Below are 12,061 nucleotides of genomic sequence, written 5' to 3'. Positions count from 1 at the left end.
ACGTCACCACCTCACTTGCGCCGGTTCGGCGTTATTTTTTCGCCCAATAGTCGTCATAGAGCTTCTGTGTCTTCGTAATTAAATCCTCAAAGGCCTTCTCGATCGGCACATCCTTCAGCAGCACTTGATCAACAGCCTCGACAAACAGCGTACGCTCCTGCGTCTCATCGATGAAGAAATGAGCGCGGCCGTCCGGCAGCTGTGCGATAAACGGGCCAAGCTTCTCGTCATTCACATATTTGTCCTGGAGCGCAACCTCTTTCTGTGCCGGCAGCTCACCGATCTTCTCAACCCATTGCTCCTGAACGCCCTTGCTCGTTAGGAACTTCAGAAACTCGACCGCAGCAGCCAGCTTATCGCCCTTCACATTAGAAGGAATTGCATTCGCCCAGAACGAGGCTTGCGTCGACTTGTTCTTATAAGAAGGGAGCGGCGCGATGCCATAGTTCAAATCGGGAACGTCCTTCTTAATCGAGCTAAGCCGGTAAGAGCCGTCGACGTTAATAGCCGCGTGGCCTGTTTTGAATGCGTTGGAGTCATCCGTGTAGAAACCGTTTATGCCGACCTTATGTTCCTTGGCAAAATCAATTAAGTATTTGAAAGCTTCCAGTCCGGCCGGCGTTTCATTCCATAGCAGCTTTTTCCGGTCCTCGCTCGTATCCTGCGCTCCAGCCTGATAGAGCAATCCGTCGCGGAACCAGTGATGCAGCTGCGACCCCGGCTCCCAACCGAAGCCTTCTACGACAAATTGTCCTTTGTCATCGAGCTCCGTCAGCTTCTTCGTGTAAGTGACAAGCTCCTCCCAAGTTGCAGGCGGCTTATTCGGATCAAGACCCGCTTTGACGAACAGATCCTTGTTGTAAAATAGCCCCAGCGTCCGCACGCCGGTCGGCAGCGCATAGTAGCTTCCGTTCAGCTTAGCCGTCTCTACGAACGGGAAGAAGTTCGCTTCAATGTCCGCAGCGGGAAAGTCCGCTTCCGGCAGCGGCTGCAAATAGCCCGAGGCTACATATTTAGGCAGCCAGCCGTAGTACAAATTGATGACGTCCGGCCCTTTGCCCGCTGGAACGAGCGTCGCTACCTTTTGGTTATATTGATCGTAAGGGAAATTGGTCTGTTTGACGGTGATGTTGGGATGCTCCTGCTGGAATTGTCCGATCAGCTCGTTAATGAGCTCGACCTTGGCAGGAAATTCATATTGCCAGTATTCGATCGTCACCTTTGCATTCGGATCGAGCTTGGGCAGCTCGGACGTTTGCGTATTTGACGCTTTTTCTTTATTGGCGGAATCCGCCTTTTCATTAGTGGTTTTGCTACTGCCGCCGTTGCCGCATGCGGTCAACGCCAGTGTTAAAGCCAGTGCAGCCGCAGCGACTGCCAGTATTGGTCTCTTTTTCATCTCCATATTCCTCCCGTTATTTCGTTTGTTTTGCTTCCGGCCCCGCCTCCTGCGGAATTGGAAGTCCCAGCAGCCGTCTTGTGTTATTGCCGAAAATAAGTTCAATATCATCTTCGCTAAATCGAAGCTCCCTCGCCACGCGCACCTGATCCTGCAAGTACCGGTACGGAAACCCGCGCGGGAAGCCGCTTGCATCGGTTCCGAATACGATCCGCTCCGGCCCGATCAGCTCATACGTCTTGCGGAAAAGCGACTCCAGCGTCAATTCATAAGGCATCCAGCGCACCCATTGATTCGAGCCCGATGTATCGATCAAGACGTTCGGACAGCTCCAGCACAAATGCAGCAGCTCTTGAAAGTAGCCCGCTCCAAAATGCGGAATAATGAACGGAATATCGGAATATTCCCGCGCCGTATTAAAGATTGCCAGCGGATTAATATTCGGATGGTGAACGATGCCGCCGGCGTGGCCAAGCATGCCGAAATGGATGAGAACGGGCAGTTTCTTTTCCGCTAGAAAGGTCCATACCGGCTTCAACGAAGGGTCGTCGAACGGAATTTGCGTCAACGGCCCGAACAGCTTATAGCCCTTCAAGCCCAGTTCATTGACCGCGCGCTTTAGCTCATCTGCCGCATCCGGAGCCTCGATAGGGTGGAAGGCAAAGCCTGTGAACCGATCTGGAAAATGCGCCAGTTGATCCGCCATATTGTCGTTGTCCAGCGCAGTCAGAAAATTCATGCCGCCAATATTGTATTTGTCCAGCTCCTGCACCCAGCGATCAATGAGCGGCGTCGTATCATCCGCTGAGCTGGCAGCGCCGCCCTCGGGAAAATCCCAGGTCAGCCGGAACCGCTCTCCCCGTTCTTTGCCATAGCGTTCTATCAGCTCATGCTTGCTCCAGCTTCCGCCGATTTGAATGCGATACGGTAAATGTCCATGGATGTCATACACCTGAAAGTTATTTCGGAACATTTGCAGTCACCTCTCCTATTCGGGATTGCTTGATTCGGCCAGCCATTCGTTCAAAATCAGGTCCAGCTGCTTGAGCGCCTTTTGCCTCTTCTGGTCATTAGCCTCCAGCCAGCGCTTAAGCTCGGCTTGCCGTAAGCTTTGACTGTCGAGCGCGCGTCGCAGCTCGCTTGGCGCTGGGCCTCCGCGCAGAGTGCGGATTCGGACAAAATGCTCAGGATCAAGCGCTTTGCGCAGCGACTCGGCTGAGAGCTTAACCGGCTGGTTATGTCCTGCTGCGGCAGCAGCTTCGTTCAGGCTGGCAAGATTTAAGTCAGCTACGCTGACTCCTCGCTCCGCAGCCAAGGTGACGAGCTTGCTGACGATAGAGTGAGCCGCCCGGAAGCTCAGCCCCTCCTCCCTCACCAGCGTATCCGCCAGCTCCGTTACAGTGGCGTAGCTGTTCGCTGCACGCTCGCGAAGCACCCCTTCATTGATCTCCAGCGTTGCGATCACTTTACTCAGCAGCCGGTACACCGACTCAAGCGTGCCTAGGCTGCGCCAAGCATACGGCTGCAAGTCATCCTCCGTATCGACGATGTCGCCAAACGGCGTATTATGAATCATCGAGAGGACTGTCTGCGCATCGCCAGCAGCGCTGGACAGAAGCGAGCGAACATGCTCGATGGAAACGGGATTTCGTTTTTGCGGCATGATGGAGCTAATCTGCACATATGGTGCTGCTACGCGGGCAATAGCGAATTCCTGCATGCACCACAGCAGCAGTTCTTGTGCGAAGCGGCCTAAATTAATGGCCGCCAGTTGAACAGCTGATACGATTTCACCAACATAGTCAGCACCGCTTACCGCATCGTAGCTGTTTTCTATTAATCCATCGAAGGAAAGCAATTCAGCGACCCGCTCCCGGCTTATCGGGAATGCCGACGTCGTTAGTGCGGCAGCACCTAAGCTGCTGAGATTACATCCCTCATAGGCCGCTTTCAGTCTGCGGATATCGCGGGATAGCGAATCTGTCACGGCTGCAATGTAATGGCCAACCGTCGTTGGCTGGGCTTGCTGCGTATGCGTATGTGCAATCATAATCGTCTCCGCATGCCGGACCGCAAAGCTGTGAAGCTCCTCATGCAGCGCTTGTGCTTGGGTGATTGCGGCCGCCAGCTTTTCTCGGAGTACGATGCGATATATCGCGATGCCCATATCGTTGCGGCTTCGTGCCATATGGAGATTGCCGGATGCTTGCTCCGACAATTCCAGCAGCAGATGCTCCACCTCGAAAAAAAGATCCTCGAATTTCCCGCTGTACGTGCCTGTACTCAGCTTGCCGGTATCCAGCTGGAGCAGTGCTTTTGCCATAAGCTCGGCATCTTCTCGTTGAAGCAGCCCCTGCTCCCTCAGCATGATGAGATGCGCTTTATGAATAGCCAGCATCGGCTCCAGCAAATGCTGCTTCGCATTATCGTAAGCGGGCTGTAGCACCGCTTTGGCATATGCGGCTCCAGGGAACGTATTCCCCTCTTTCTCCGGTTCTTGTTGCTGCTGCGATTGTTCGGATGTAATTGCCATGTTCGCTCTGCCTCCTTTAATGGCGCAGCGCTGGCTTCAAGCGTATGTTGTTCGCCATCCAGCTGCGCTTAAAGCGTATGCGGCTGCCGCGCTTTTGGACGCGGCTCAACCGATGCGCTTTACAATAGCAAACAGCCAGAGTTGTCGCAGGATGCGACCTCTCCGGCTGTCCGGTAAAGATCATGATTTTAGTAGTATCGAGGACGGCCAACATACAGAAAAAGGCCCCGTGCTGCTCTGCAGCGACGAAGCCTCCGGTTATCCGGTCGTGCTCTAAATAATTATTCCCAGTGGAATTGTATGGTTAATAATAGCACTCTTTCCAAAGGTGTTCAACCCTTTTTTTGGAATTGGTTTTTCAAGGGAGTGCTGCTGGTTGTCCGTTGCCATACTCTCCGCTACAGCGAACCTGATTCGCTATTTAAAGAACAAAAGTTACTTGTTCAGACCCATCAGCCGAGCTTTCTCTGCTACAACGAACCTATTTCGCTATATAACGAACCCAAGTTTCTTGTAGAACTCCACCAACCGGGCGCTCTATGCTACAACGAACTAATCTTCGCTAGTCGCGAACCTTGGTTCTCCAATTGCGAAGTTTGGTTCGCTGCGGGGCAGTTCAGCTTACTGCAGCTTCGATTTAGCGAAATTCGCTTCGCTCTTTTGCGAACCGGCTTCGCTCTTTTCGAAATCGCACCCAATGGACTACGAAATTCATGCCCACCACCAGCTTCAAGTAACTTGTACTTTCCCATCAGCCGAGCTTTCTCCACTACAGCGAACATGATTCGCTTTTTAAAGAACAAAAGTTACTTGTTCAGACCCACCAGTCGAGCCATCTCCACTACAACGAACCTGATTCGCTATATAACGAACCCAAGTTACTTGTACGTACCCACCAACTGGGCACGCACTGCTACAACGAACTAATCTTCGCTAGTCGTGAACCCTGGTTCTCCAATTGCGAAGTTTGATTCGCTGCGGGGCAGTTCAGCTTACTGCAGCTTCGATTTAGCGAAATTCGCTTCGCTCTTTTGCGAACCAGCTTCGCTATTTTCAAAATCGTACCTGTAGAACTCCAAACCCCATCCCCGCCACTAACTTCAAGCTACTTGTACACCCCGCACTACTTAACACTCCAGCGCACCGATAGTGCGCCCTTCAGCTTATCGCCCGTCACCACGATCCGGTATGCCTCAGTCTGCTCGGCTTTAATTATTCCGCCATATTCAGTAGCGTCATATTGCGGCACCAGCTTGCCTTGTTTATCCAACACATGCAATCCGTAGCCGCCGCTATTTTCCGACGGCCAGTCAACCTTAAAATGCAGCGACTGCCCTTTCTCCAAGGCAATCTTAATCGCCTTTTCTCCATGGAAATAATCGAAGTTCGCCTCATAGCTCCCATCTGTCTGCACCGCTTTCCACTCTCTCGTCACAGTCATATCTGCTTTCGAAAGTACAATAAATAACAGCAGCAGCGTCAGCGCAACGATAGCCGTGTATGAAAATCTCATTCGCATATAAAAGTAAATTCCGTCATAAATCGCAGCACAAATGGCACCCAAAAATCCAAAAAGAATGAATGGCCAAGATGCATGTCCTGCACCTTCGAACCCTCCGAGCATGAAAAGAAAAGGCAATACTCCCCCTATGATATACAACGGAATTTTCAGCAATACATACCATTCTCCAGATCTTCGGGCTAATTTTAAAACGACGTCCCCAGCTATTGAAAAACAGAAGGCATACCCGTAAAACAATATCCATACAAACGAAAAGCTCGCCGTCTGCGACCATTTATACAAATCCAGGCCAGACGTAACGAGCATAAACAGCAAAAACAATCCGCCAGAGGCGGCCAATTTGGCACATAAATAGGTAAAGCATTTTCTCCATAACGACTGAGTCATGAGCGATCATCCCCGGTTAAAATATAGATTACCGCTCAATCGTAACCAACTCTCCCGTAAGACGGCAGTTCTAACTTTTATAGAACCGAATCGATAATAGGCTTTGCATCATTGCCCAAATTTACTTCAATCCAAATACCGATACTCCGAAAATGCAGCCGCCTGTCCCCTGTATACACCCTCATCGTCAATCAAATTCCAGACGATTGCGTTTACGATGTAAAATCTCCGGCCGGCGTAGGATATTCGGATGCCCGTATAATTGTCTACGAATCCGTTGGCTGTCACCTGCTCGAAGAAACGGTCGCGCTCGGCCCGTTCCATCGGCTCCGCCGTCAGACGGGACGGCGTTGAAGTGAGCTCCTCCCAGGTTGTCTCCCACAACCGGAGCGCAGCTGCATTCCCATAGTTCAATACCGGATCAGCTTCCGTTCCGTGAGACAAAATGACAAATGGCGCCTCAAACAGCGCTTCGGACAAGCTGCCTTCTCCCTCCGGCAATGACACCAGCTCTCTGCCCGTCCATTTCTTAAAGCTGTTTGCCAGAAGCAGGCCATGTGCTTCAGTTGCGCCAATACCAGCTCTTTGTTCAGCCATTCATAACCAGACTCCCTATACTTGATTGCAAAATGCAGCTATATCTGCAATCCAAAGTTTACTCTATTATCTATCCTAGTAATAAATGATGCTTGCTGCAAGAAATGCATGCAATAACCAACTGCTGCGTGCGAATAATTAATAATAAGTAAAAAAACAAAAAGATTCTGCATACAAAACTGCAGAATCTGAACAAACTTTAACTAATAAATAACCCGCCAGCCGTTATCGCACTCAGCCGTCACGGTACCGTATCGGCGGAAATAATCGGCCACCAGCTCAGCCGATTCTGCCATAATTTCCTTCACGACAGGCTTGCCCTGAAACATCTCGTAATCGCCGCCCCCGCTCGCCCGGTAATTATTCATGACCACGTCAAAGCTGTCCCCATCCATTACTGGACGTCCGTCACGCTCCAGCTTAACAACCCGCTGGCCCACGGGACGCCTAATGTCCAGCTCGTAGGCAATTCCCGCCCACATATCGTAATTGTAATGCTGCGGCTTCGGTTCTATATAGGCCGGGTTCACGATTGGACTGCCATCTTCTCCCAACCGGAAATAATCGGCGGTCCGCTCAAGCGCCGCTCGGATATCGCGTCCAGACAGGCGCAGCACCGTCAGCGTATTGGGGAACATAAAGTTCGCCAGCACCTCGCGCATCGTCACGTTTGCGCCAAAGCCTGATGGCTGCTCGCTGAGCAGTGCCGCAACCGACAACTGGGCACCCGATGCTTCCAGCTGCACCCGTTGGACAAAAGATAGAAACGGATGATCCGCAAGCCGGCATGTCAGCGGATCGCCAACTGACATATCTCCGGTCACATAGCCAAGCGGCTGATCAAGCCAAATCTGCGTACCTGCCTCCGCTTCCTCCATCACGGCCATTATCCTGGCATCAGGTACCGTGCGCTCATCCGGAAACAACAGCTCGCTCCGCTTCTCCTTCACAATCCATCTCCCCTGCTCCAGCGCAAAGGCAATCTCAATTTTCCCGAGCGCCTGCCCGCCCGTACCGGGCTGTACTACCGTCACTCCTGCCACTTCGGATGCAATAAGCCGATGCTGATGGCCGGTAATGAGCACATCAATTCCGGCTTCCTTCGCCGCCTGGCACATTGCATAGCCCTGATTTTCGCCCGTCAATCGTTCAGTCGGCTCTCCGCTAGCCAAATCCCGCTCAAAGCCGCCGTGATACGCGGCAATAATCACATCGGGCTGCTCCTCTTCCCGGATGCGCGCTGCCCAGCTCAGCAGCAAATCTAATGCATCATGAAAAACAAGACCGGATATATACTCCGGATTTTCCCAATTCGGAATGTAGTGCGTCGTTACGCCAAGCAGCGCGGCTTTAATGGAGCCGCCATTCAGCATTTTAATGAGATAAGGTTTGCCGAAAGCCGGTTTACCTGTTGCCTGATCTGCAATACCTGCGGACAACCAAGGAAAGGCCGATTGACCAATCGCTTTATCCAGCAGCTCTCTTCCGAAATTAAACTCATGATTGCCAAGCACCGCCGCATCATATTGAAGCTCATTCATCGCCGCAACGATGGGATGGATCTGAGCCTCGCTCAGCCGGGACACATGATGGGCCAGAGGCGTTCCTTGCAGAGCATCGCCGTTGTCGATGAGCAGCAGTTCCGGCGCAGCCTCCCTTTCTTCTCTAATCATAGTACCCAGACTTGCAAGCGAAGCTATTCTATGTGTACCCGTCCTATAATCTATAGGAACGATCTGCCCGTGTACATCGCTTGTCGCCAAAACCGTAAAGCGATACAAGCCGCTGTCTGTCATTGTCCTATTCATTTTCTGCATCAATCTCCCAACCTCTATTCATAATGCCCAACAGTAGCGCAAGGTTAGTTTAACAGGATGCCTCCTATTTTTTAATGCCTGTCCCCGACATTTACAAATACTTATACCACCGTTTACGGACAGCTAATAAACTTTCCCTATAGTGAACAAGCAACCAAAAAACAAACTATTTCTGGAGGGTTTTGGAATTGAAAAAATTGACGGCAGTCGTACTATCACTGTTAGTATCCGTGTCCCTGTTGAGCGCTTGCGGCGCGAAAAATGATGCCCCGAACAACGCTGCAAATGGCGGAGCAACAAATACGCCTGAGGCCACCGAGGCTCCGAAACCGGAAGGCTATGCGCCAACAACGTTGACGGTGCAATTCGTACCTTCGCAAAACGCTGACACGCTCGAAGCAAAAGCGAAGCCGCTTGAGAAGCTGCTCAGCGACAAGCTTGGCATTGACGTAAAAGTAAGCATCTCGACCGACTACAACACGATTATCGAGGCAATGGCTTCGAAAAAAATCGACGTCGGCTTCCTTCCTCCATCCGCATATGTACTGGCTAAGCAAAAAGGCGCAGCTGAAGTTATCCTTCAAGCACAGCGTTTTGGCGTACAAGACGAGACTGGCGCTCCAACAGAAGATCTGGTCGACTTCTACAAATCGATGATTATCGTTAAGAAGGATTCGCCAATCAAATCCGTTGCCGATCTGAAAGGCAAAAAGATCGCTTACCAAAACGTAACTTCTTCTGCAGGCTACGTATGGCCGGCAGGCAAATTGCTGGAGAACGGCATTGATCCGCTGAAAGACGTTGTACCTGTAACGGTTAAAGGCCATGACCAAGGCGTTATCGCTGTATTGAACGGCGATGTTGATGCCGCAGCGATTTTCCAAGACGCCCGCAACATTGTAAGCAAAGACTATCCGACGGTATTCGAAGATACTCGCGTACTTACGTTCACGGAGCCTATCCCTAACGATACGATTTCCGTTCGTTCCGACATGAGTGCAGAGTGGATCGCTAAGCTGCAGCAAGCTTTCATCGATATCGGCAATGACCCGGATGGACATGCCATCATTAAAGAAATCTATTCGCACGAAGGCTACGTTAAATCCGATGACAGCATCTTCAACATCGTTCGCGAATACGGCGAAAAAGTAAAAACCGAGTAGGCCGGTATTGGCAAAGGCAATCGCATAATCAGCTAGGCATTTAGCCAGTGTGGGCGCAGCCCGTGCTGGCTGTACTTTTTATGAAGCGAAAAGGAAGGATCAACATGAAGATGATCGAAATCCGCAACGTATCTAAAGTGTATCCCAACGCAACCAAAGGCTTGAACAATATTAACCTGACGATCCATGAAGGGGAATTTATCGTCATTGTCGGCTTGTCGGGGGCCGGAAAATCAACGCTCCTCCGCTCAATCAACCGGCTGCATGATATAAGCGAAGGCGAAATTCTCATTAATGGCGCCTCAATTACGAAAGCCTCCGGGAAAAAGCTGCGTTTTATCCGCCGCGATATCGGCATGATCTTCCAGAGCTTCAATCTGGTCAAACGCTCCTCCGTCCTGCGGAACGTGCTCGCCGGGCGTGTCGGCTACCGTTCCACTTGGCGGACGCTGCTTGGCTTGTTCCCGAAAAGCGACACCGAGCTTGCCTTCCAGGCTTTGGACCGCGTTAATATCGTGGAAAAAGCGTATGCCCGTGCAGACGAGCTGTCCGGCGGCCAGCAGCAGCGGGTTGCAATTGCCCGAGTGCTCGCTCAAGAAGCTAAGATCATATTGGCCGACGAGCCCGTCGCCTCGCTCGACCCGCTTACGACAAAGCAAGTTATGGACGATCTGAAAAACATTAACCAAGAGCTTGGTATTACGACGATCGTCAATTTGCACTTTATCGACCTTGCGCGGGAATATGCGACGAGAATTATCGGGCTGCGCGCTGGCCAGGTTGTATTCGACGGGCCGGTGGAAGAGGCTACAGATGAGAAGTTCGCTGAAATCTACGGTCGTCCGATCAAGCGGGACGAGCTGTTAGGGGAGCTTGAAGGATGAAAGCGAACACGGAACTGAACCGGCCAAAGCCGCCCGGAAGACTGAAGCTTTATATGACCGGAGCACTGCTCATCGTTCTGCTGTGGGGCAGCTTCTTTCAGACGGAAGCGAACTTCGGCGAGCTGATCGGCGGACTGCCCAATATGATGGACTTGCTGCGGGAGATGTTCCCGCCAAAGTGGAGCTACTTTGAAAAAATCACTGATGCGATGCTGGAGACCATCCGCATGGCACTCATCGGAACGACGGCAGGCGCAATTCTGGCCGTGCCGATAGCGCTGCTGAGTGCAAGCAATATGGTCGGCACCGCATGGATATTCTATCCGATCCGGCTGCTGCTGAATCTCATACGGACGATACCTGACCTGCTGCTCGCAGCTCTGTTTGTCGCGATCTTTGGCCTTGGGCCGGTGCCAGGCATCTTCGCCTTGACCGTCTTCTCCATCGGCCTTATCGCCAAGCTGACCTATGAAGCGCTAGAGACGATCGATCGCGGGCCGCTTGAAGCGATGACAGCGGTAGGTGCAAACCGGTTGCAAAAAATTATTTTCGCCGTCATTCCGCAAATTCAGGCTCACTTTATGTCCTTTACGCTGTATACGTTCGAGATTAACATCCGCGCCGCAGCGATTCTCGGCCTCGTTGGAGCCGGCGGTATCGGACATTATTATGAAGTAACGCTTGGTTTCCTGGAATATGACAAAACAAGCACCATCATTATTTTCACATTGGCTATCGTGCTGATTATCGATTTTGCAAGCACGAAGCTGCGGGAGAAGCTGCTATGAGGACAAATTCGAATCCAACCAACAATACGAATTCTACAGTACGAGCGGGTAAGTCATGGGATACCCTCGTTCCCAAACCACGCAAAAACCGCTATCGCTGGCTCATTCTCCTTGCACTTATAGCCGTCTATGCTTGGGCGCTTGCCGGCATTCCGTTCACGGGTTTCAAAGAGACGGCTGCTCAGATTACGAAAGCGATCATTAGCGGCATTTTCTCCCCCGACTGGGACTACGTCTATTTGCCCGACGGCGAGGACCTGCTGCGCGGCTTGCTGGATACACTCGCCATTTCGATTGGCGGCACCTTTCTGTCTACGCTAATCTGTATTCCGTTCGCATTCTGGTCGGCAACCAATATGAGCCGCTCCGGCGCGGTATCGGGCTCGGGCAAGCTGCTGCTGAGCATCATTCGTACGTTCCCTGAGATCGTCATGGCTATTTTATTCATCAAAGCCGTTGGCCCAGGCTCCTTCGCCGGGGTGCTGGCGCTTGGCCTTCATTCCGTCGGGATGCTTGGCAAGCTGTTTGCCGATGAAATTGAAAATATCGACCGCGGCCCGTTAGAAGCGTTGACCGCAGCAGGAGCGAATCGTCTCCAATTGCTATGGTTCGCCGTTATTCCGCAGGTGCTGCCGGGCTTCCTGTCCTATACGCTGTACCGGTTCGAGATTAATGTGCGTTCCGCCACCATTCTCGGCGTTATCGGAGCCGGCGGCATCGGAACCCCGCTGATCTTCGCGCTGAGCACGCGCAATTGGGACCGCGTCGGCATTATTTTGCTCGGCATCATCGTTATGATTACCGTAATCGACGCAATCTCCGGCTTGATCCGCAAACGTCTAGTCTAATAATCCTCATTCATCCCCCCTAACATAGTGCGCCTTCTTCGAGCTGAGCTTATATTCCCCAGTTCCAGTTTCAGCTCCTAGAAGGCCGCCCTATTCTGCTAAAAATTTGATAGATTCATCATT

General features: G+C 51.7%; 11 protein-coding genes. 5 read left to right on the top strand and 6 right to left on the bottom strand.

The window, feature by feature from the left end; genetic code table 11:
* Window positions 1-31 precede the first annotated feature (31 nt).
* From ACFVVF_RS13155 to argH, 3 genes are read right to left on the bottom strand one after another with little or no spacing between them, the layout of a single operon-like run.
* Window positions 32-1,399: a sugar ABC transporter substrate-binding protein gene (locus ACFVVF_RS13155; protein WP_387809848.1), complete on the bottom strand. Its 1,368-nt coding sequence runs from the start codon at window positions 1,397-1,399 to the stop codon at window positions 32-34.
* A gap of 16 nt (window positions 1,400-1,415) precedes the next feature.
* Window positions 1,416-2,372, bottom strand: coding sequence for an amidohydrolase family protein (locus ACFVVF_RS13150; RefSeq protein ID WP_387809845.1), 957 nt, complete (start codon window positions 2,370-2,372; stop codon window positions 1,416-1,418).
* Window positions 2,373-2,387: 15 nt separating this feature from the next.
* A complete protein-coding gene (argH, locus tag ACFVVF_RS13145) occupies window positions 2,388-3,932 on the bottom strand; it encodes an argininosuccinate lyase (RefSeq protein ID WP_387809842.1) in 1,545 nt (514 codons plus the stop codon).
* Window positions 3,933-3,951: 19 nt separating this feature from the next.
* Here argH and ACFVVF_RS13140 point away from each other — a divergent pair, with 19 nt between their 5' ends.
* Window positions 3,952-4,209: a hypothetical protein gene (locus tag ACFVVF_RS13140; protein WP_387809839.1), complete on the top strand. Its 258-nt coding sequence runs from the start codon at window positions 3,952-3,954 to the stop codon at window positions 4,207-4,209.
* 846 nt (window positions 4,210-5,055) lie between these two features.
* Here the strand turns inward: ACFVVF_RS13140 and ACFVVF_RS13135 are convergent.
* The 3 genes from ACFVVF_RS13135 to ACFVVF_RS13125 form a co-directional block, all read right to left on the bottom strand.
* Window positions 5,056-5,445, bottom strand: coding sequence for a hypothetical protein (locus ACFVVF_RS13135; RefSeq protein ID WP_387809836.1), 390 nt, complete (start codon window positions 5,443-5,445; stop codon window positions 5,056-5,058).
* A 522-nt stretch (window positions 5,446-5,967) separates the two neighbouring features.
* On the bottom strand, window positions 5,968-6,438 hold the full coding sequence (locus ACFVVF_RS13130; RefSeq protein ID WP_387809834.1) for an MEKHLA domain-containing protein: 471 nt from the start codon (window positions 6,436-6,438) through the stop codon (window positions 5,968-5,970).
* 203 nt (window positions 6,439-6,641) lie between these two features.
* Window positions 6,642-8,246 (bottom strand): bifunctional metallophosphatase/5'-nucleotidase, encoded by a 1,605-nt coding sequence (locus ACFVVF_RS13125; protein WP_387809832.1) that lies wholly within the window; start codon window positions 8,244-8,246, stop codon window positions 6,642-6,644.
* Between the two features lie 197 nt (window positions 8,247-8,443).
* Between ACFVVF_RS13125 and ACFVVF_RS13120 the strand changes: the two genes are divergently transcribed.
* From ACFVVF_RS13120 to phnE (ACFVVF_RS13105), 4 genes are all read left to right on the top strand, one after another.
* Window positions 8,444-9,418 carry a phosphate/phosphite/phosphonate ABC transporter substrate-binding protein gene (locus ACFVVF_RS13120; protein WP_387809829.1) on the top strand — a complete coding sequence of 325 codons (975 nt, stop codon included), beginning with the start codon at window positions 8,444-8,446 and terminating at the stop codon, window positions 9,416-9,418.
* A gap of 110 nt (window positions 9,419-9,528) precedes the next feature.
* Window positions 9,529-10,302 (top strand): phosphonate ABC transporter ATP-binding protein, encoded by a 774-nt coding sequence (phnC, locus tag ACFVVF_RS13115; protein ID WP_387811428.1) that lies wholly within the window; start codon window positions 9,529-9,531, stop codon window positions 10,300-10,302.
* Window positions 10,299-11,090: a phosphonate ABC transporter, permease protein PhnE gene (gene phnE, locus ACFVVF_RS13110; protein WP_387809826.1), complete on the top strand. Its 792-nt coding sequence runs from the start codon at window positions 10,299-10,301 to the stop codon at window positions 11,088-11,090. The genes phnC and phnE (ACFVVF_RS13110) overlap by 4 nt, the downstream gene beginning before the upstream one ends.
* Window positions 11,087-11,938, top strand: coding sequence for a phosphonate ABC transporter, permease protein PhnE (phnE, locus tag ACFVVF_RS13105; RefSeq protein ID WP_387809823.1), 852 nt, complete (start codon window positions 11,087-11,089; stop codon window positions 11,936-11,938). Before phnE (ACFVVF_RS13110) ends, phnE (ACFVVF_RS13105) begins: the two co-directional genes overlap by 4 nt.
* The last annotated feature ends 123 nt before the right edge of the window (window positions 11,939-12,061 follow it).

Source organism: Paenibacillus sp. NPDC058174, from assembly GCF_042883865.1.
Classification (GTDB): domain Bacteria; phylum Bacillota; class Bacilli; order Paenibacillales; family Paenibacillaceae; genus Pristimantibacillus.
This window is presented reverse-complemented; position numbering and strand designations above follow the sequence as displayed.

What these genes read in the sequence shown, in the direction of transcription:
- ACFVVF_RS13155 (WP_387809848.1), bottom strand. Translation starts at nt 1,399, where the DNA reads ATGAAAAAGAGACCAATACTGGCAGTCGCTGCGGCTGCACTGGCTTTA.
- ACFVVF_RS13150 (WP_387809845.1), bottom strand. Translation starts at nt 2,372, where the DNA reads ATGTTCCGAAATAACTTTCAGGTGTATGACATCCATGGACATTTACCG.
- argH (WP_387809842.1), bottom strand. Translation starts at nt 3,932, where the DNA reads ATGGCAATTACATCCGAACAATCGCAGCAGCAACAAGAACCGGAGAAA.
- ACFVVF_RS13140 (WP_387809839.1), top strand. Translation starts at nt 3,952, where the DNA reads ATGGCGCAGCGCTGGCTTCAAGCGTATGTTGTTCGCCATCCAGCTGCG.
- ACFVVF_RS13135 (WP_387809836.1), bottom strand. Translation starts at nt 5,445, where the DNA reads ATGAGATTTTCATACACGGCTATCGTTGCGCTGACGCTGCTGCTGTTA.
- ACFVVF_RS13130 (WP_387809834.1), bottom strand. Translation starts at nt 6,438, where the DNA reads ATGGCTGAACAAAGAGCTGGTATTGGCGCAACTGAAGCACATGGCCTG.
- ACFVVF_RS13125 (WP_387809832.1), bottom strand. Translation starts at nt 8,246, where the DNA reads ATGAATAGGACAATGACAGACAGCGGCTTGTATCGCTTTACGGTTTTG.
- phnC (WP_387811428.1), top strand. Translation starts at nt 9,529, where the DNA reads ATGATCGAAATCCGCAACGTATCTAAAGTGTATCCCAACGCAACCAAA.
- phnE (WP_387809826.1), top strand. Translation starts at nt 10,299, where the DNA reads ATGAAAGCGAACACGGAACTGAACCGGCCAAAGCCGCCCGGAAGACTG.
- phnE (WP_387809823.1), top strand. Translation starts at nt 11,087, where the DNA reads ATGAGGACAAATTCGAATCCAACCAACAATACGAATTCTACAGTACGA.